The 18,856-nt window shown below is 43.4% G+C and carries 19 protein-coding genes; 15 read left to right on the top strand and 4 right to left on the bottom strand.

Features of this window, described 5'->3' with window-relative positions:
* Positions 1 to 195: 195 nt before the first annotated feature.
* From ndk to rluF, 9 genes are all read left to right on the top strand, one after another.
* The gene (gene ndk, locus ACIH2S_RS12715) at positions 196 to 621 is read left to right on the top strand and encodes a nucleoside-diphosphate kinase (RefSeq protein ID WP_036949497.1); all 426 of its coding nucleotides are present in this window, start codon (positions 196 to 198) and stop codon (positions 619 to 621) included.
* 225 nt (positions 622 to 846) lie between these two features.
* On the top strand, positions 847 to 1,992 hold the full coding sequence (locus ACIH2S_RS12710) for a bifunctional tRNA (adenosine(37)-C2)-methyltransferase TrmG/ribosomal RNA large subunit methyltransferase RlmN (protein WP_410431076.1): 1,146 nt from the start codon (positions 847 to 849) through the stop codon (positions 1,990 to 1,992).
* A gap of 199 nt (positions 1,993 to 2,191) precedes the next feature.
* Complete coding sequence (gene rodZ / locus ACIH2S_RS12705; protein WP_036949501.1) at positions 2,192 to 3,160, top strand: cytoskeleton protein RodZ; 969 nt, start codon at positions 2,192 to 2,194, stop codon at positions 3,158 to 3,160.
* A 178-nt stretch (positions 3,161 to 3,338) separates the two neighbouring features.
* Complete coding sequence (gene ispG / locus ACIH2S_RS12700; RefSeq protein ID WP_036949502.1) at positions 3,339 to 4,460, top strand: flavodoxin-dependent (E)-4-hydroxy-3-methylbut-2-enyl-diphosphate synthase; 1,122 nt, start codon at positions 3,339 to 3,341, stop codon at positions 4,458 to 4,460.
* A 213-nt stretch (positions 4,461 to 4,673) separates the two neighbouring features.
* On the top strand, positions 4,674 to 5,951 hold the full coding sequence (hisS, locus tag ACIH2S_RS12695) for a histidine--tRNA ligase (protein ID WP_036949504.1): 1,278 nt from the start codon (positions 4,674 to 4,676) through the stop codon (positions 5,949 to 5,951).
* A gap of 10 nt (positions 5,952 to 5,961) precedes the next feature.
* Complete coding sequence (locus tag ACIH2S_RS12690; protein ID WP_036949506.1) at positions 5,962 to 6,585, top strand: YfgM family protein; 624 nt, start codon at positions 5,962 to 5,964, stop codon at positions 6,583 to 6,585.
* A gap of 21 nt (positions 6,586 to 6,606) precedes the next feature.
* Positions 6,607 to 7,779 carry an outer membrane protein assembly factor BamB gene (gene bamB / locus ACIH2S_RS12685; RefSeq protein ID WP_108478542.1) on the top strand — a complete coding sequence of 391 codons (1,173 nt, stop codon included), beginning with the start codon at positions 6,607 to 6,609 and terminating at the stop codon, positions 7,777 to 7,779.
* Positions 7,780 to 7,907: 128 nt separating this feature from the next.
* On the top strand, positions 7,908 to 9,386 hold the full coding sequence (gene der / locus ACIH2S_RS12680) for a ribosome biogenesis GTPase Der (RefSeq protein WP_036949510.1): 1,479 nt from the start codon (positions 7,908 to 7,910) through the stop codon (positions 9,384 to 9,386).
* Positions 9,387 to 9,513: 127 nt separating this feature from the next.
* Entirely contained in the window at positions 9,514 to 10,392 is an 879-nt protein-coding gene (gene rluF, locus ACIH2S_RS12675) for a 23S rRNA pseudouridine(2604) synthase RluF (protein ID WP_036949512.1), read from the top strand.
* Positions 10,393 to 10,563: 171 nt separating this feature from the next.
* On the opposite strand, the gene ACIH2S_RS12670 is transcribed toward rluF, so the two are convergent.
* On the bottom strand, positions 10,564 to 11,694 hold the full coding sequence (locus ACIH2S_RS12670) for a M4 family metallopeptidase (protein WP_108478544.1): 1,131 nt from the start codon (positions 11,692 to 11,694) through the stop codon (positions 10,564 to 10,566).
* 149 nt (positions 11,695 to 11,843) lie between these two features.
* A complete protein-coding gene (gene hemF, locus ACIH2S_RS12665; protein WP_108478545.1) occupies positions 11,844 to 12,767 on the bottom strand; it encodes an oxygen-dependent coproporphyrinogen oxidase in 924 nt (307 codons plus the stop codon).
* Positions 12,768 to 12,903: 136 nt separating this feature from the next.
* On the opposite strand from hemF, the gene ACIH2S_RS12660 reads away from it, so the two are divergent.
* The 3 genes from ACIH2S_RS12660 (at position 12,904) to ACIH2S_RS12650 (ending at position 15,155) form a co-directional block, all read left to right on the top strand.
* Positions 12,904 to 13,335 (top strand): GNAT family acetyltransferase, encoded by a 432-nt coding sequence (locus tag ACIH2S_RS12660; protein WP_036949558.1) that lies wholly within the window; start codon positions 12,904 to 12,906, stop codon positions 13,333 to 13,335.
* 102 nt (positions 13,336 to 13,437) lie between these two features.
* On the top strand, positions 13,438 to 14,022 hold the full coding sequence (locus tag ACIH2S_RS12655) for an RpoE-regulated lipoprotein (RefSeq protein ID WP_108478546.1): 585 nt from the start codon (positions 13,438 to 13,440) through the stop codon (positions 14,020 to 14,022).
* Positions 14,023 to 14,258: 236 nt separating this feature from the next.
* Complete coding sequence (locus ACIH2S_RS12650; RefSeq protein WP_036949519.1) at positions 14,259 to 15,155, top strand: Dyp-type peroxidase; 897 nt, start codon at positions 14,259 to 14,261, stop codon at positions 15,153 to 15,155.
* A gap of 50 nt (positions 15,156 to 15,205) precedes the next feature.
* Here the strand turns inward: ACIH2S_RS12650 and ACIH2S_RS12645 are convergent, their stop codons facing one another.
* Positions 15,206 to 15,622, bottom strand: coding sequence for a type II toxin-antitoxin system HicB family antitoxin (locus tag ACIH2S_RS12645; RefSeq protein WP_036949521.1), 417 nt, complete (start codon positions 15,620 to 15,622; stop codon positions 15,206 to 15,208).
* Between the two features lie 54 nt (positions 15,623 to 15,676).
* Positions 15,677 to 15,838, bottom strand: a complete 162-nt coding sequence (locus ACIH2S_RS12640) for a type II toxin-antitoxin system HicA family toxin (protein WP_108478547.1) — start codon at positions 15,836 to 15,838, stop codon at positions 15,677 to 15,679.
* Between the two features lie 303 nt (positions 15,839 to 16,141).
* On the opposite strand from ACIH2S_RS12640, the gene ACIH2S_RS12635 reads away from it, so the two are divergent.
* From ACIH2S_RS12635 to cysW, 3 genes are read left to right on the top strand one after another with little or no spacing between them, the layout of a single operon-like run.
* Complete coding sequence (locus ACIH2S_RS12635) at positions 16,142 to 17,164, top strand: sulfate ABC transporter substrate-binding protein (RefSeq protein ID WP_036949523.1); 1,023 nt, start codon at positions 16,142 to 16,144, stop codon at positions 17,162 to 17,164.
* Entirely contained in the window at positions 17,164 to 17,994 is an 831-nt protein-coding gene (cysT, locus tag ACIH2S_RS12630; RefSeq protein ID WP_036949525.1) for a sulfate/thiosulfate ABC transporter permease CysT, read from the top strand. Before ACIH2S_RS12635 ends, cysT begins: the two co-directional genes overlap by 1 nt.
* Entirely contained in the window at positions 17,994 to 18,854 is an 861-nt protein-coding gene (gene cysW / locus ACIH2S_RS12625) for a sulfate/thiosulfate ABC transporter permease CysW (protein ID WP_430247521.1), read from the top strand. Before cysT ends, cysW begins: the two co-directional genes overlap by 1 nt.
* Positions 18,855 to 18,856 lie beyond the last annotated feature (2 nt).

The raw sequence follows: 18,856 nt of genomic DNA, 5'->3' as shown, positions 1-18,856 counted from the left end.
AGCCCCTATAATCAACGCCCTATTTTTCTGCTTCCTAACATCAGGAATAGAAACAATATAAAAAACTACAACAGGCACATATTCTTGGTTCTTCATATGCCCCTCTTGAAATTCTAGTGGAAACATTGGGTTAAATAAGAGAAACAAAGCAGAGAATAAAGAGTAAAAGTCAAGTCAATCGCTAAGAGGTTATTTATGGCTGTTCAACGTACATTTTCTATCATCAAACCAAACGCAGTTAAGAAAAACGTCATCGGTGCAATTTACAACCGTTTTGAAAGCGCAGGCTTCAAAATCGTTGCTGCTAAAATGATGCACCTGACTCGTGAACAAGCTGAAGGCTTCTACGCTGAGCACAAAGGTCGTCCTTTCTTTGATGGTCTGGTTGAATTCATGACTTCTGGTCCAATCATGTTACAAGTGTTAGAAGGCGAAAACGCAATCCAACGTCACCGTGACCTGATGGGCGCAACTAACCCAGACAACGCATTAGCAGGTACTTTACGTGCTGACTACGCGGACAGCTTCACTGAAAACGCAACTCACGGTTCAGATTCAGAAGAGTCTGCTGCACGTGAAATCGCATATTTCTTCACTGCTGACGAAATCTGCCCACGCTAAGGCGTTCTCAATAATGCATTAGCATTATTGTTATAATATTTGTACAATATGTCGCCCTGTTAATCATCGCGTTAACAGGGTGATTTATTTTTTAGTCGTCCCGACTAATCGCAATCCCAATTTACGTCGTGCTTTTCGCACTGCCGAAAGTGTAATAACGAGGCAAACTCAATGTCTGATATGACTACCAATGCACAATGTGCAACTCCTTCTGCTGTATCTGCTATGCCAGAAAAAAATGGGCAGCCAGAAAAAAGCGGTCAAAAAATTAACCTGCTCGATTTAAACCGCAAGCAGATGCGCGAATTTTTTGCTGAGCTCGGCGAAAAACCGTTCCGTGCAGACCAAGTGATGAAGTGGATTTACCACTATTGCTACGATGATTTCGAGCTAATGACCGATATCAACAAGGTGCTACGCGCGAAATTAACAGAAGTCGCTGAGATCCGAGCACCTGAAGTGGCTGATGAACAACGTTCATCCGATGGCACGATTAAGTGGGCTATCAAAGTCGGTGATCAACTGGTTGAAACGGTGTATATCCCTGAAGCTGATCGCGCAACACTGTGTGTTTCTTCTCAAGTTGGCTGTGCACTGGAATGTAAATTCTGTTCTACAGCCCAGCAAGGTTTTAACCGTAACTTGCGTGTTTCCGAAATCATCGGACAGGTTTGGCGTGCGGCTAAAATCATCGGTTCGTTGAAGTCTAGCGGCCGCCGTCCTATCACTAACGTGGTGATGATGGGGATGGGGGAGCCGTTATTAAACTTAAATAACGTGGTTCCTGCGATGGAAATCATGTTAGATGATTTTGGTTTCGGCCTATCAAAACGCCGCGTAACAATTTCCACCTCAGGCGTGGTTCCTGCACTGGATAAGTTAGGCGATATGATTGATGTTGCGCTGGCTATTTCTCTGCATGCACCAACGGACGATGTGCGTGATGACATCGTACCAATCAATAAGAAATATAATATCGAAACATTCTTAGCTAGCGTGAATCGTTATTTAACGAAATCCAATGCGAATGCGGGACGTGTCACGGTTGAATATGTGATGCTTGATCATATTAACGATAGTGTTGAACAAGCTCACCAACTCGCGGAATGTTTGAAAAACACACCAAGCAAAATCAACTTGATCCCATGGAACCCGTTCCCAGGAGCGCCATATGGTCGCAGTTCCAACAGCCGAATTGATAGATTCTCTAAGGTATTGATGGAATACGGTTTTACGACTATAGTTCGCAAGACTCGTGGTGATGATATTGATGCTGCATGTGGGCAACTAGCAGGGGATGTTATTGATAGGACGAAACGTACCTTGAAAAAACGCCTTGCTGGGGAACCTATCCAGGTAAAATCAGTCTGATATATAGATAATATCTAATCAGTGAGTTAGGTTATAATTCGGGGCGTTTTATGGTTAGGCAAAACGCCCTGGTTCGCCTACAATAATTAAAGCGGCATATCTTCTCTATTGTTGTTGGAAACTATGACGTACTCAGACGGGTAAAGTAGCGTGAAATCTGCTTTATATTTATTAAACTTGGAAATAGTGTTGCCAGCTAATGACTATCGAAAATAATACCGAACAAACTTCTATCACTGTAGGGCAATTATTATCCCGCGCTCGCGAGCGTATGGGACTAACGCAAGAAACAGTTGCGGAGCGACTGTGTCTTAAAGTGAGTACGGTAAAGGAAATAGAACAAGATATTCATCCTGCGGGCGTAGAGCCTACGTTTTTACGTGGTTACATTCGTTTGTATGCACGAATGGTTGGTATCCCTGAAAATGAAATTACGTCTCTGTTAAAAAGTGATGTTCCCGCACAGTCCCCGAATGTTTCCCCAATGCAAAGCTACTCATTAGGCAAAAAGCGTAAAAAACGCGAAGGTTGGCTAATGAAATTGACGTGGCTGATCGTGATTGTTTTAATTGCGATGATTGGCGTTTGGTGGTGGCAAGATCATAATGCTCAACAGAAAGATTTGTTGTCGATGGCTAACCAAAATGAAGCCTTGGTTCAACAAGATACTAGTGAACCCGTAAACAATATTGCGGTTGATATGCCACTTGCGACTGACAATAGCACTGTACAAACCGACCCGCTGGTCGATCCTGCACCAGTATTGACGGACACCCAAACAGCAACGAATACCCAAACAGCAACGAATACAGATGCAGAAGGGGTGAGAACGATCCCGCTGCCAAATGCGCCGCAAACAACACCTTCTGTTGACAGAGCCCAAGCAGATGTTTCTCAAACAACGGATATGCCAGCCGCAACAGGTAATGGTTTAACGTTAAGTTTCTCTGGTCAATGCTGGTTAGAAATTCGTGACGCAAACAATAAAGTTTTATTTAGCGGCATGAAAAATGGCGGCGATAAATTAGAGCTGGATGGTGCACAACCTTATCGTTTAAATATCGGTGCGCCAGCCAATGTGACGGTGCAATTCCAAGGTAAAAACGTTGATTTAAGCCGCTTTATCAAAGCGAAACGTTCCGCGAAATTTAAGTTGCCAGAAGCATAAAAATATTACGAAATTAAAGAAGCAAACTATATCCTAAAACACTCTTTGTGATAGTTTATAGTTTGCTTTCTTGTGTATAGTGGGGCGCGTTAAAGCAATGACCATACACTATGCCATGATATTAAAGAGCGCCATGGTATTAAAATGAGCACATGGATGTTCGGAGAATTAAACAAAAATGCATAACGAATCACCAATCAAAAGACGCAAATCCACCCGTATTTATGTCGGTAATGTTCCTGTTGGCGACGGCGCACCTATCGCTGTTCAATCAATGACCAATACCCGTACAACCGATGTCGAAGCCACTGTTCGCCAAATTAAAGCCCTTGAACGTGTTGGGGTAGATATTGTGCGCGTATCAGTACCCACGATGGATGCCGCAGAAGCCTTTAAATTAATCAAACAGCAAGTTGATGTCCCTCTGGTCGCTGATATTCACTTTGACTACCGTATTGCCTTAAAAGTGGCAGAATATGGTGTTGATTGCTTGCGTATCAACCCGGGAAATATCGGTAGTGAAGAGCGAATTCGCCAAGTGGTTGACTGCGCTCGTCATTACAATATTCCTATTCGAATTGGGGTGAATGGCGGCTCGCTGGAAAAAGATATTCAAGAAAAATACGGTGAACCGACACCAGAAGCGTTGGTTGAATCAGCCATGCGCCATGTGGATATTTTGGATAGATTGAACTTTGATCAATTTAAAGTCAGTGTGAAAGCCTCTGATGTATTCCTTGCTGTGGGCTCATATCGTCTGCTTGCTCAAAAAATTGACCAACCACTTCATCTAGGTATTACTGAAGCGGGCGGTGCGCGCTCAGGTTCTGTGAAGTCAGCTATCGGTTTAGGTATGCTGCTCTCTGAAGGTATCGGGGATACACTGCGTATTTCGCTTGCTGCCGATCCTGTTGAAGAAGTGAAAGTAGGCTTTGATATTCTGAAGTCACTGCGTATTCGTTCCCGTGGTATCAACTTTATTGCTTGTCCAACATGTTCACGCCAAGAGTTTGACGTGATTGGCACGGTGAACGCGTTAGAGCAGCGACTTGAAGACATTATCACGCCAATGGATGTGTCTATCATCGGTTGTGTAGTGAATGGTCCTGGTGAAGCTGAAGTGTCCACATTGGGTGTCGCGGGTGCGAAAACCAAGAGTGGATTCTACGAAGATGGTATTCGTCAAAAAGAGCGCTTTGATAATGACAACATTATTGATCAGCTAGAAGCTAAAATTCGAGCCAAAGCGGCAATGCTAGACGAAAGCATGCGAATAAATGTTAATCAGATAGATAAATAATATTTAGAAACTGGCTCATCATGAGTCAGTTTTTTATTTATCACCGTGATTAGCAGTGTTAATCGCGGTCATTTTTTCTTAAAATTACGCCATAGCGACCAAAATCAACAGATAATTCCCGATTCCACGGTGGTTTTGCAGTTTGTTGATTGAACCTGATGACATTTCGCTCTTATAATCGACCTTATGTAATTCTGAAAATAGAGAAATAAAGTGGGAAAAAATATCCAAGCCATCCGAGGCATGAATGACTACTTGCCAGCAGATACTCGAGTGTGGCAAAAAATCGAAGCAACATTGAAGAATATTTTACAGGGTTATGGTTTTAGCGAAATTCGTACCCCGATTGTAGAGCAGACCCCGTTATTTAAACGGGCGATTGGTGAAGTGACTGACGTTGTTGAAAAAGAGATGTATACCTTCAACGACCGTAACGAAGAGAGCCTCACACTGCGCCCAGAAAATACCGCAGGTTGTGTCCGCGCCGGTATTGAGCATGGTTTGCTGTACAATCAGGAACAGCGCTTATGGTATTTAGGGCCAATGTTCCGTTATGAGCGTCCACAGAAAGGTCGCTATCGCCAATTCCATCAGCTAGGTGCTGAGGTGTTTGGTCTGGCAGGTCCTGATATTGATGCGGAAGTGATCTTAATGACTGCGCGCTGGTGGCGTGCACTTGGGATCAGCGAGCATGTTACGCTGGAACTCAACTCAATCGGTTCATTAGAAGCTCGCGCAAACTACCGTGATGCGTTAGTCGCTTTCCTGGAACAGCACAAAGATAAGCTGGATGAAGATTGCAAACGTCGTATGTATAGCAATCCTCTGCGTGTGCTGGATTCTAAAAATCAAGACGTTCAAGCATTATTAAATGATGCGCCAGCGCTGTTTGATTATCTGGATGCGGAATCTCGCGAGCATTTTGATGGACTGTGCAAATTATTAGATAACGCGGGTATTAAATACCGTGTTAACCAACGCTTGGTGCGTGGTTTAGACTACTATAACCGCACTGTGTTTGAGTGGGTGACAACTGCGCTAGGTTCCCAAGGTACGGTCTGTGCGGGTGGACGTTATGATGGTCTAGTAGAACAACTGGGCGGTCGTGCAACACCTGCAGTTGGCTTTGCAATGGGTATGGAACGTATGGTTCTGCTGGTTCAAGAAGTGAACCCAGAGTTCATCGCAGATACCTCCGTTGCCGATGTGTATCTGGCTTCTTTTGGTGAAAATAGCCAACAAGCTGCATTGTTAGTTGCAGAAAAAGTACGTGATGAACTGCCAACTCTGCGTTTAATGACTAACCACGGCGGTGGTAACTTTAAGAAGCAGCTCGCGCGTGCCGATAAGCAAGGGGCTAAAATTGCTCTGATCTTAGGTGAAGACGAAATCAATAATAGCCAAGTGACGTTGAAAGATTTACGTACTGGTGAGCAAGAAACTATTTCACAGCAACTAATGGCATCGCGTATCGCCACGCTGTTAGGTTAAGGAGAGACAAGTGGAAGTCTATACAAACGAACAAGATCAAGTTGAGGCGATCAAACGTTTTTTCGCTAACAACGGCGTTGCTTTAGTGGTTGGACTGGTTATTGGTGTCGGTGGTGTATTTGGTTGGAACTATTGGCAATCACACAAGTCGAATGTGTTGCAAGAAAGTGCAGCAAAATACGAGGCCGTCAATACTCAGTTACGTTCAGGTTCAGCGGAAGGTATTCAAGCTGCACAAAAATTTGCAGCAGAAACTAACGACGTTTACAGTTCAATGACTGGGCTGGAACTGGCGCAAGTTTTTGCTGATAAAGGCGATTTAGCAGGTGCTGAGAAAGCATTGACTGACGCATTAGCGAAAGCAAAAACCGCTGATTTGCAAGATGTGATTAACCTGCGTTTAGCGCGTATCCAACTTGCACTCGGTAATGCGGATGCGGCTATCGCCTCTGTTGCTAAGATCCAAGGTAAGTCATGGCAAGCTACGGCACAGGATGTCCGTGGGGATGCTTTACTCCATAAGGGTGATAAATCCGGCGCTAAAGCGGCATACACTCAGGGGTTAGAAAGTGAAGGTTCTCAATCACTCAGAGGTATTTTGACTCTGAAATTGAACAACGTATCTAATTCATAAGAAGAAAGGAAACGACACACTATGCAGTTGCGCAAAACTCTTTTGGTAGGCCTGGTTGCTTCAGCTTTACTTGCCGGTTGTTCCAGCGAAACTGATTCTATTGTGATGGCGCCATTACCACAGGTTGAGAATCAATTTACACCTTCTATTGTTTGGGATAAATCCGTCGGTAATGGTGTTGAGCAGTTCTATTCTGAACTTTCTCCTGTTTGGGATGGTTCAGCAATTTACGCTGCGGATCGTAAAGGCTTAGTTAAAGCGCTAGAACTTGATAGCGGTAAAGAACTGTGGTCTGTCGATTTATCAAAACGTACTGGTTTTCTTTCTGCCAATTTATCTGCGTTACTGTCTGGTGGCTTGACCATTTCTGATGACAAAATTTTCATCGGTACTGAGCGTGGTACAGTTATCGCGCTAAATAAAGAAAATGGTGAAGTGTTGTGGGATGTGGAAGTGGCAGGCGAAGCCTTGTCCAAGCCTGTCGTGAGTGGCGACATGGTGGTCATCCACACGAGCAATGGTCAATTACAAGCGCTGGATACAGCGACAGGCGCGATTAAGTGGACAGTGAATATGGATACCCCATCACTGTCATTACGCGGTGAGTCTGCGCCTGCGGTTGCATTTGGTGCGGCTATCGTTGGTGGTGATAATGGTCGAGTGAGTGCCGTCCTGCTGTCTCAAGGTCAATTAATTTGGCAACAACGCATCTCTTTAGTCACCAGTTCAACAGAAATTGGTCGTCTGAACGATGTAGATATGACGCCTGTGATTGATGATGGCAAAGTGTACGCGATTGCTTATAACGGCACATTGGCGGCACTGGACATGCGTTCAGGTCAAATGTTATGGAAGCGTGATTTAGGCTCCATCAATGACATGGTGTTATCGGGTGATAACCTGTATTTAGTTGACCAAACTGACCGCGTGCTGGCTGTTCGTAAGAGCGACGGCGTGACATTATGGACTCAAGATCAGTTACTAAACCGTGGATTATCTGCGCCAGAAGTCTATAACGGCTATATTGTTGTGGGTGACAAAGAAGGTTATCTGCACTGGTTAGATACCAGCACAGGTGGCTTTGTGGCTCAAAATAAACTGAACAGTTCAGGGATCCACAGCCGCCCAGTCATTGCGAGTGATAAACTGATGGTTCAGACAAGAAACGGAACAGTTTACCTGTTAACACGTTAATTTTCTGACAAGCAGACAATTTATCGATAAAATAAACGGTTCCTGAATACAGGGGCCGTTTCGTTTTTTGTTTTCTGAGTTTAGCCTCAGAATTCTATTAGTTAATTAAAGTTGTGAGGCACTGAAGAATGATACCCGTCGTAGCGCTGGTTGGGCGTCCAAACGTAGGAAAATCCACGTTATTTAACCGATTAACCCGTACCCGTGACGCACTTGTAGCGGACTTTCCCGGTCTGACCCGTGATCGTAAATATGGTCGTGCAGAAGTTGAAGGGCACGAATTTATTATTATCGACACTGGTGGTATCGATGGTACTGAAGAGGGCGTAGAAACCCATATGGCGGCTCAGTCGCTTCAAGCGATTGAAGAAGCTGACGTTGTTCTTTTCATGGTAGATGCAAGAGCAGGCTTAATGCCAGCGGATGAAGGCATCGCTAAGCACTTACGCAGCCGCAAGAAAAAAACGTATTTAGTTGCCAACAAAACTGATGGTATTGATGCCAATATCGTTGTTGGTGATTTCTATTCACTGGGTCTTGGGGAAATTTACCCTATTGCTGCCTCTCATGGTCGTGGTGTCACTCAGTTAATTGAACACTCTTTAAAACCTTTTATTGAGGTTGAAGACGAAGAAATCGAACTTACTGACGAAGAAGCGAATGCTGCGTATTGGGCTGAGCTGGAAGCAGAAGGTGAATTCTCCGAAGACGAAGAAGATGATTTTGACCCGAGTACATTGCCAATAAAGCTGGCTATCGTAGGGCGCCCAAATGTGGGCAAATCTACCTTAACTAACCGTATTCTCGGTGAAGACCGTGTGGTCGTCTTTGATATGCCGGGTACCACCCGTGACAGTATTTATATCCCAATGGAGCGTGATGAGCGTGAATATATTCTCATCGATACCGCTGGGGTACGTAAGCGCGGTAAAGTGACTGAAACTGTAGAGAAATTCTCAGTGATCAAAACGCTGCAAGCGATTGAAGATGCTAACGTGGTCTTGCTGGTTATCGATGCTCGTGAAGGTATCTCTGACCAAGATTTATCGTTACTAGGATTCATTTTGAACGCAGGCCGTTCATTAGTGATTGCAGTGAATAAATGGGATGGCATGAAGCCTGAAGATCGCGAGCATGTCAAAGATATGCTGGAACTTCGTCTTGGCTTTGTAGATTTTGCCCGTATTCACTTTATCTCTGCGCTACATGGTAGCGGCGTGGGTAACTTGTTTGAATCTGTGCAAGAAGCGTATGAATCAGCGACTCGCCGGGTTGGTACTGCACTGTTAACACGTATTATGAAAATGGCGGAAGATGAACATCAGCCACCATTGATCCGTGGTCGCCGCGTGAAGATGAAATACGCGCATGCTGGTGGTCATAACCCACCAATCGTTGTGATCCACGGTAACCAAGTTTCTGATTTACCAGATAGCTATAAACGTTATTTAATGAACTATTTCCGTCGTTCATTAAATGTAATGGGAACGCCAATTCGTATTCTGTTTAAAGAGGGTGAAAACCCATATGCAGATAAGAAAAATAAACTGACGCCAACCCAGTTACGTAAACGTAAGCGTCTGATGCAGCACTTGAAAAAACGCTAATCGCCAACTGTTAGCGCGATAAACAGACTAAAGCCGTAACCCAATTAGGTTGTTACGGCTTTTTACTATTATTTATTAGCTCGCCACAGCCCTAAAATTTAAGTTGTTTTAATGACTGAGGAAAACCATGGAAATCAATTCAACCACACGCCTGAATAAATACATTAGCGAGAGCGGTATCTGCTCTAGACGTGAGGCTGATCGTTATATCGAGCAAGGCAATGTGTTCATTAACGGTAAACGCGCAGGCATTGGCGACCAAGTTTCCGCGGGAGACGTGGTCAAGGTCAATGGTCAGTTAATTGAACCGCGCAATGAAGAAGATTTAGTCTTGATCGCGTTGAATAAGCCTGTTGGGATTGTCAGTACCACCGAAAGTGGCGAAAAAGATAATATTGTGGACTATGTGAATCACAGTACCCGTATTTTCCCTATTGGTCGTTTAGATAAAGATTCCCAAGGATTGATCTTCCTGACGAACCATGGCGACTTAGTGAATAAAATCTTACGTGCAGGTAATGATCACGAGAAAGAGTACATTGTCACCGTGAACAAGCCTGTGACCGATGAGTTTATTCGTGGCATGGGCGCGGGGGTACCAATTCTCGGTACCATGACGAAGAAATGTAAAGTCAAAAAAGAGGCTCCGTTTGTTTTCCGTATTACGCTGGTTCAGGGGTTAAACCGCCAAATTCGTCGTATGACCGAACATTTTGGCTACGAAGTTACGAAGTTAGAACGTGTGCGGATTATGAATGTGAGGCTCACGGGCATTCCTGTGGGGGAGTGGCGCGACTTAACCGATGATGAGCTTATCGAGTTGTTTAATTTGATTGAAAAATCAGAGTCCGATGTTAAACCTAAAAAAGCGGCAAAATCTCAAGCGCGTAGCAGTAGCGGGAAAGCAGTAGGAAAGCAAGGTGCGGGTAGCCAAAAGCCGAAAGCTAATGCAGAACCACCGAAAAAGAAATTTACCCAGCCAGGACGTAAAAAGAAAAAACGTTAATTGGGCAAGAATGAAGCAAAAGATATTGAAGTGAGAAAAGGCTGAGGATGAGTGACCTAAAACTCATGTGTACTTGGCCTTTTTATTATGATTTTCGATCAAAGTCTTAGATAAAAGTCAGCCTCTTTGTGGGCCGACAAGGGCGTAATAATTACTTATTACACTTCATTTTTATTGAACACGTAACCCAACATCTAGCCAGCATTGGCGAGTTGCCAATTCAATTTGATCACCAAACAGATTTTTTGCTGAGCGAATTGTTGCCTGAGCAAATTCAATAAACGTCGCCGTATTCGAGACGCTCGGATCTGACACCGCTGCAACCCAGATTTTCCCTGCTATTTCCCAAGAATAACCACCTATTTTTGTTGCCAGTAAATAGAAGGCTTTGTTTGGAATGCCTGAGTTAATATGCACACCGCCATTATCGACATAGCGAGGTAAATCGCGATATTGATCCATATGTCCCACTTGCGGGTCATTATTTGATTTAGTGAAATAGTATGCTGTACCCGGATTTTTCATTGAACGTAATGCAGGTCCCTTTCTCTTATCAATAAATAAGTTTTCGCCCAGTAACCAGTTGGACTGTGTCGCAGTTTGCTTTTGAACATATTGCTTCACCATGATGCCTAATACGTCAGCAACAGATTCATTTAATGCACCAGATTGATCGACATAGTCAAAATCAGCTTGTGAGCTAATGTATCCATGAGCGAGTTCGTGAGCGATTATGTCAATATCGTTGTAGAACGGGCCAAAAATAGTTCCATCACCATCCCCAAAGAAAATAGCTTGAGAATTCCAAAATGCATTGGAATAGTTTTTGTCATAATGGATAACCGCATTGATATCAGCATCACAACCAAACATCTGATCAATATTGAGTTTCTCCTTAAGGAATGAGCGGATCAATCCAATAGCAGCGAACACGCGATGTGCTGGTTCAGTCGGTGCCACTTTATCTTCTTCTCGCATAATAACGGCGAAATCGTTATGCGCCATATGCTCATCAACTGGCATTTCTTCGCGGCGACAAATCGGCAGGCTAGAGTGGTTGTGAGTGTAATTTTCTACACGTTGTTGGGCATCACGGATGACTCGGTTGTAGGTGCCGCCGGCGATGCTACAAGTGCTAGCCAGTAATTGACGTTGATAGTTCGCATCTTCTTCTGTGTAAGTGCGGCTCATGATGTCATTGATATGAAATAAGGTTGATTTTAAATCATTGCATTGGCTTTCTTGATAGAAGTGAGAGATTAAGCTAGGTGATAATAGTGAACGACCAAGTATCTGATTCATTTATAACTCCATTTTGTTTGACGAAATGGAATCATAAACGGTTGTGATTTTATTGTAACTACATGATAATTAAGCAATTAAATCAATATCTGCTAATTTTTATTATCAAAACTAGCAGATAGAAATCTGATTAATTACAGAAGTTTGTACTATTTATTGTGTGTGAGCCAATCTTTACCAGTGATCAAAAAGTCGGTATACAGCTTAGCTTCTGGGCTACCGGCTTCTGGATGGTAGTCATATTCCCAACGTACTAATGGCGGCATAGACATCAAAATGGACTCTGTGCGCCCGCCACTTTGCAAGCCAAAGAGTGTGCCTCTATCCCAAACAAGGTTAAATTCTACATAGCGTCCGCGACGATAAAGTTGGAATTGGCGTTCACGCTCACCCCATGGGATTTCTCGACGTTTTTCGACAATGGGTACATAAGCTTGTAAAAAGCCATTGCCGACATCTTGCGTGAATGCAAAACAAGACTCAGAGTCCCATTGGTTAAGGTCATCGTAAAATAATCCGCCGATGCCACGAGGCTCATTGCGATGTTTTAAGAAGAAATAGTCATCACACCACTGCTTGTATTTAGGGTAAACCTCCGTTCCGTAAGGCGTACAAAGTTCATTAGCGACGGTATGCCAATGGACAGCATCCTCTTCAAATCCATAATAGGGGGTCAAATCGAAACCACCACCAAACCACCACACGGGGTCGGCACCTTCTTTTTCAGCAATGAAAAAGCGCACATTGGCATGTGTGGTCGGTACATAAGGGTTGAGAGGGTGGATAACTAATGAAACGCCCATGGCTTGGTAGCTACGTCCTGCTAACTCCGGGCGATGTGCTGTCGCTGAAGCAGGCATTTTTTCACCTTTGATATGTGAGAAATTCACGCCAGCTTGTTCAAAAAGTGCGCCGTGGGTTAAAACTCGGCTGCGTCCACCACCGCCTTCAGCACGTTCCCAAGTTTGTTCAAGGAAGGTTTCTTTACCATCTAATTCTGTGATTTTTTGGCAGATGGTATCTTGCAAGCTTTGCAAATAGGCTTTTATGCGTTCAATATCTGGGTAATTCATTGTTTTTTAATAGAACCGTCGGGAGAAATAAATTGGGTAAAGTATACCCCGTTGAGGTAAAAAAGGCATATTGATTATTGATTGTGTATCAAAAGCAGTGATAATGGCAGACAGTTTAGCTCAAACGGACAAGATGATGGAAATACGCATATTTCGCCAAAATGATTATGAAGAGGTGCTTACGCTGTGGGAACGCTGTCAATTGAATGAAATTTCAGGTGATCCTGAATTAGATATTGAGCGTAAACTACAGTGCGGTGCCGATCTTTTCCTTGTCGCCGAGGTATCGGGTGAAGTGGTCGGAACCATTATGGGGGGCTACGATGGAATTCGTGGTACCGCTGTGTATTTAGCTGTACATCCTGAATTTCGCGGGCGCGGTATTGCTAATGCGTTAGTGAGTCGTTTAGAGAAAAAATTGATTGCCCGTGGTTGTGGCAGAATCGAATTGTTGGTCAACGAAGAGTCTGATTCGGCAATCTGCATGTTTGAAAAAATGTTGTATGAAGAAGAGCAAGCTGAGCGTTTGATCTATTCAAAAAGATTGACTCACGAAGTGGATTTCTAAACTGCTGGTGATTATTTTCTTGAAGGTTTGGCTAAACAGCGTGAATCTTTTATGAAATGGACGGTCTCAGTATGCATTATATGACCCGCTAAAGAGGATGATATGTCCCAAAACGTATTCGTAACCCTATTTAAAGTTTCTCTACTTGGTGGCGCGGTGATGCTATCGGGTTGTGCTGGTAAAAGCCTATTTTCACCATCCACATGGTTTCATAGCCCTCTAATGATTTCAGAAGCGGGCGTGGGGGCAATCACAAGTCTGACCCCAATGGAACGTGATGTGATTAATAATCAACTTGATGACCGCTATGCCATACGTGGTGGCATGCAGCTTGAAAATGGAGAAATGGTTTCGGTGTTTCAAGCTATGAAAGATTTAGACGTTGAAGTCGAAGTCTTTGGTCCTGAAAAAGGCACCGTATCTCGTATTGTCGTGAATGATCCTGATATGCTCACTGAATGGGATACCCAAATTGGTACTGAGTTTAGCGACATTTACCAGAAGGCCTACGGATCATGTTCCTTAGGGGAAGCGGTTGATAATGTACCGACGGTACTGTGTGTTGCACCGCAAAGTAGCAAAGTGGTTTATAAATTCAGCGGAAAATGGCAAGGTCCTGAGAATTTAATGCCGGCCGATGAAGTGTTGAAAACATGGAAAGTGTCGCAAATTATTTGGCATAAATAAGTTACTTAGCTAAAATTTTGGACAAAAGGCCGTAAGTTATTCGATTTAATAGGCAATAACTTACGGTTCTAATCTACTGATAATATTGCTATTTATTCTTTTCTCTCGTCAGACCCTTCTAATATTTCCTAGACTGGCCAACTCTTGCGTTAAAACAAGGTGAAAATCATTATTAATGCGATAAACTAATTTAAAGTATAGGTTTGTGTAATTTATTCATTCTAAGGGGTTTATGCATGTCTCATTCCCAAAGTGGTATTTTGAAGGAACATAGTCGTTTTGGTATTTTTATTGAAGCCATGGTGACCGGGTCGCTCGAAGAGGTGAAATCAGGGTGCAAGATTTTTGTTGATGAATTAACCAAACTACAAGCAAAATTCCCTGATGATCGTCTTGGTGCAGTGATTGCATTTGGTTCAGATGTTTGGAAGCAGCTCGGACACTCAGCTGTTTCACCAGAATTAAAGCCATTTCGCACGCTCGGCAAAGGACTAGCGCCTGCGACTCAGCGCGATATGTTTATTCATATTCAATCATTACGTCATGATATTAACTTTTCTCTGGCGCAAGCCGCGCTAAAAGCATTTGGTTCATCCATTGAAGTGGTTGAAGAAATTCATGGTTTCCGTTGGGTTGAAGATAGAGATTTAAGCGGTTTCATTGATGGTACAGAAAACCCTCAAGGCGAAGAAATTGCTGAAGTGACGTTGATTAATCAAGGCGATGACATTGGTGGTAGCTATGTCATGGTACAACGCTATGAGCATGACCTGAAAAAATGGTCTCGTTTCTCTGAGCATGAACAAGAGAAAATGATTGGTCGTACTAAACACGATAGCGTTGAATTAGACGAAGATGCACGTAATAAAACATCTCACGTTTCTCGCGTAGTGATTGAAGAAGAGGGCGAAGAGCTTTCTGTGATGCGCCATAGCCTGCCATACGGCACAGCAAGCGGTAAACATGGTTTATTCTTTATTGCCTACTGCGCAACCATCCATAATATTGAACAACAATTGCTGAGCATGTTTGGTGAAACTGATGGTAAATATGATGATCTGCTGCGTATGACGAAAGCCGTTTCTGGTAGCTATTACTACGCGCCATCAATTGAAAGATTATTATCCCTATAATCTTATCGAGACAATTCAAGCTGTCGCAGATAGCGGCAGCTTGAAAGTGTTTACTGATCGGTTTTTTGGAGTTCTTTACGTGCTGCGGCAGCAATGAATCCACTACGGCTTCCATACTCGGGATTGGCTTTAACTAGCGTATCAATACGATGCAGTAAGCGATGAGGTAGCGTAATATTAATCCTTTCTGCACGTCCATCATATTTATCCATGTCGATATCAACGAATAACCAAAGACCATTTTGATATTCATCTTTTGTACGATTTAGATGCTCTTGCTGAGATTTTGGCTCAGGAATTTCAAACCCCTTTTCACTTAATAATTCAAAGTGGGCATCGAGTGCTGATTTTGCATCAGTGTAAGCATTTTCAATATTGTCGCCAGCAAAAGTACAACCTTCAATATCTGGAAACCAACCACTCGCACTACCATCATGATCAATTTCAATAAAGGCTGGGTATAGCATGTTTTGTCTCCATAAAGATAGCGCTCGGAGCGTGTTAAAAGAGCGCGTCTTTAATTAATGTTTCAGTTTAGCCGCTTTAAGGATTTGATTAAGTGTACCTATCTTTAAATCCTTTCGAGGATGCGGGATTGTGATAACAATTGAAAAGTCTGGATGAGAAAATTGGTGATGACTCCCTTTAACTCGCTCTAATTTCCATCCATTATTTTCTAACATATTTATCAGCTCCGAACTTTTTAAGATCCCTCCATCTCGCCAACTGATATACACACGATACACACTATAATTAGGTTTGGCAAGTATGCATGTTTATTCTTAACGTTTTATTCTAGGCTTAAATGAACCTTCCTCATTACATTAACGTCTTAAATTTCCTCTGAATTTTATGGCTTATTGCTATAACCTCTTTGTTATTCCAACTTGATATATCAAAAGATGATTGATAACTACAAAGTTATAACCAAAACATATACATTGTTTTTTAGATTATGTTTGGGTTTAGTCACGAGTAGGGATCATATGAAAAAATCAATTTTTAAAAATACAGGCTTAGCGAGTTTGGCGATGTTTTCGTTAATGAGTAGCGCATCCCTGACGGCGGCTGAATTACTGAATAGTTCCTATGATATTTCAAGAGAGCTATTTGCGGCGTTAAACCCTGAATTTGAAAAGCAGTGGGCGCAGGAAAACCCTAATGATCCACTGACAATCAAGCAGTCTCACGCGGGCTCATCGAAGCAAGCGTTGGCCATTTTGCAAGGGCTAAAAGCGGATGTGGTGACGTTTAACCAAGTGACTGATGTGCAAATTCTCCACGATAAAGGGCAATTAATCCCGGCAGATTGGCAAGCGCGTTTACCGAATAATAGCTCCCCTTATTATTCGACAATGGCGTTTTTAGTTCGTAAGGGCAATCCGAAAGGCATTAAAACGTGGGACGACCTTGCACGCAGTGACGTGAAACTGGTATTTCCAAACCCCAAAACGTCGGGAAATGGTCGCTATACCTACCTTGCGGCATGGGGAGCATTTAACCAAGAAAATGGTAAAGATAGCCCTAAAACACGCGAAAAAATGCAGCAATTCCTGAAAAACGTTGAAGTGTTTGATACGGGCGGTCGTGGTGCAACAACCTCATTCATCGAGCGAGGGTTAGGGGATGTTTTAATTAGCTTTGAGTCTGAAGTGAATAACATTCGTAGCCAATATGGCGAATCCGACTACGAAGTGATTGTGCCTCCGGTCGATATTTTGGCGGAATTCCCAGTCGCGTGGATTGACAAAAATGTGCAAAAAAATGGCACAGAAAAAGCGGCAAAAGCTTACTTAAATTACCTCTACACCCCCGAGGCACAAAATATTATTACTCGCTTTAATTACCGCGTGAATGACAAACAGGTGATGGAAGCGAATAAAAGCAAATTCCCGTCAACTCAGCTGTTTACGGTGGAATCACAATTTGGCAATTGGAACAATGTGATGAATGACCACTTTTCGACGGGAGGGGAATTTGATCAACTTATGGAACAAGGTCGTCGTTAATGCGTAAATCAGGAAAGCGGTTTTTACCCGGTTTCGGACTGACGTTAGGTAGTAGCTTGTTTTTCGTTTGTTTGATTTTGTTATTGCCTTTAAGCGCTCTCGTGGTGCAGCTTTCCGATATGACATGGCAGCAGTATTGGGCTGTGATCAGTTACCCTCAAGTGGTTGCTGCTTATAAAGTAACTTTATTGGCGGCTCTGGTCGCAAGCCTATTTAATGCGGTTTTTGGCATGTTGCTGGCATGGATTTTAACGCGTTATCGCTTTCCTGGTCGCTTGTTCCTAGATGGATTGGTGGATTTACCTTTCGCGCTTCCTACTGCGGTCGCTGGGCTGACTCTTGCGACCTTATTTGCCACATCGGGCTGGTATGGACAGTATCTGCATCAGTTCGATATCAAAGTGGTAAATACTTGGTTAGGTATCGCCGTCGCGATGGCTTTTACCAGCATTCCTTTTGTGGTCAGAACGGTTCAGCCTGTACTGGAAGAGTTAGGGCCTGAATACGAAGAAGCTGCACAAACGCTAGGTGCAACACGCTGGCAAACGTTCCGCCGTGTTGTATTACCTGAAGTTTCTCCTGCACTAATAGCGGGAACCGTTTTATCTTTTACACGCAGCCTTGGTGAATTTGGGGCGATTATTTTTATCGCCGGAAACATTGCGTGGCAAACGGAGGTGGTCTCCTTAATGATTTTCAGCCAATTGCAGCAGTTTGATTACCCTGCCGCTAGTGCGATTGCCTCGGTAATTTTAGCGGTATCACTGCTTCTTTTATTCACGGTGAATGTAATCCAAAGCCGCTTTGGTAAACGCTTAGGAGGGCATTAATGGGACAAGTCACACCATTTCCAGTCACTCAACGCAGAAATATCAACTGGAGAAAATGGGCACTCATTGGAATTGGGCTATTTTTCTCGGTATTGCTGCTGGTGGTGCCAATTATCTGGATTTTTATCACGGCATTTGAGAAGGGATTAGGTGAAGTACTCGTCAACTTAAGCAACCCAGACATGCTCCATGCCATCGGGTTAACGATTCTTATCGCGTTGATCACAGTGCCTGTTAACTTGGTTTTTGGCGTGATGTTGGCGTGGTTGGTGACGCGTTTTCAGTTTCCAGGGCGCCAGTTGTTATTGACCTTAGTTGATATTCCTTTTGCGGTTTCGCCGGTCGTGGCAGGGCTACTCTATTTACTCTTTTACGGTTCGAATAGTTGGTTTGGTGGCTGGTTAGAAGGCTTTGATATTCAGGTGATGTTTTCATGGCCGGGAATGGCGTTAGTGACTATTTTTGTGACATGCCCATTTGTCGTCAGGGAGCTAGTGCCATTGATGCTAAGTCAGGGAAGCCAAGAGGACGAAGCAGCAACATTATTGGGTGCGTCAGGTTGGAAAATGTTTTGGCGAGTCACTCTGCCAAATATTCGCTGGGCGCTGCTTTATGGCGTGGTATTAACCAATGCTCGTGCCATTGGCGAATTTGGTGCGGTGTCTGTGGTATCGGGCGCTATTCGTGGTGAAACTTACACATTGCCTCTGCAAGTTGAGTTGCTTCATCAAGATTACAATACGGTAGGTGCGTTCACGGCTGCGGCTATTTTAGCGTTATTAGCGATTATTACCTTGATTGTGAAAAGTGCTTTGCAATGGCATTTAAGCCGGCAGCAAACTGAGTCAGGAGTCCATTAATT

Origin of the sequence: Providencia lanzhouensis (assembly GCF_050469745.1) — a bacterium.
Lineage (GTDB): Bacteria > Pseudomonadota > Gammaproteobacteria > Enterobacterales > Enterobacteriaceae > Providencia > Providencia lanzhouensis.
This window is presented reverse-complemented; position numbering and strand designations above follow the sequence as displayed.

Bases quoted from the DNA above. Each gene is read 5' to 3' on its own strand.
- ACIH2S_RS12655 (WP_108478546.1), top strand. From the start codon at position 13,438: ATGTCCCAAAACGTATTCGTAACCCTATTTAAAGTTTCTCTACTTGGT.
- ACIH2S_RS12660 (WP_036949558.1), top strand. From the start codon at position 12,904: ATGGAAATACGCATATTTCGCCAAAATGATTATGAAGAGGTGCTTACG.
- der (WP_036949510.1), top strand. From the start codon at position 7,908: ATGATACCCGTCGTAGCGCTGGTTGGGCGTCCAAACGTAGGAAAATCC.
- ndk (WP_036949497.1), top strand. From the start codon at position 196: ATGGCTGTTCAACGTACATTTTCTATCATCAAACCAAACGCAGTTAAG.
- cysT (WP_036949525.1), top strand. From the start codon at position 17,164: ATGCGTAAATCAGGAAAGCGGTTTTTACCCGGTTTCGGACTGACGTTA.
- ACIH2S_RS12640 (WP_108478547.1), bottom strand. From the start codon at position 15,838: ATGTTAGAAAATAATGGATGGAAATTAGAGCGAGTTAAAGGGAGTCAT.
- ACIH2S_RS12650 (WP_036949519.1), top strand. From the start codon at position 14,259: ATGTCTCATTCCCAAAGTGGTATTTTGAAGGAACATAGTCGTTTTGGT.
- rodZ (WP_036949501.1), top strand. From the start codon at position 2,192: ATGACTATCGAAAATAATACCGAACAAACTTCTATCACTGTAGGGCAA.
- ACIH2S_RS12635 (WP_036949523.1), top strand. From the start codon at position 16,142: ATGAAAAAATCAATTTTTAAAAATACAGGCTTAGCGAGTTTGGCGATG.
- ispG (WP_036949502.1), top strand. From the start codon at position 3,339: ATGCATAACGAATCACCAATCAAAAGACGCAAATCCACCCGTATTTAT.
- ACIH2S_RS12645 (WP_036949521.1), bottom strand. From the start codon at position 15,622: ATGCTATACCCAGCCTTTATTGAAATTGATCATGATGGTAGTGCGAGT.
- hemF (WP_108478545.1), bottom strand. From the start codon at position 12,767: ATGAATTACCCAGATATTGAACGCATAAAAGCCTATTTGCAAAGCTTG.
- ACIH2S_RS12710 (WP_410431076.1), top strand. From the start codon at position 847: ATGCCAGAAAAAAATGGGCAGCCAGAAAAAAGCGGTCAAAAAATTAAC.
- rluF (WP_036949512.1), top strand. From the start codon at position 9,514: ATGGAAATCAATTCAACCACACGCCTGAATAAATACATTAGCGAGAGC.
- bamB (WP_108478542.1), top strand. From the start codon at position 6,607: ATGCAGTTGCGCAAAACTCTTTTGGTAGGCCTGGTTGCTTCAGCTTTA.
- cysW (WP_430247521.1), top strand. From the start codon at position 17,994: ATGGGACAAGTCACACCATTTCCAGTCACTCAACGCAGAAATATCAAC.
- ACIH2S_RS12670 (WP_108478544.1), bottom strand. From the start codon at position 11,694: ATGAATCAGATACTTGGTCGTTCACTATTATCACCTAGCTTAATCTCT.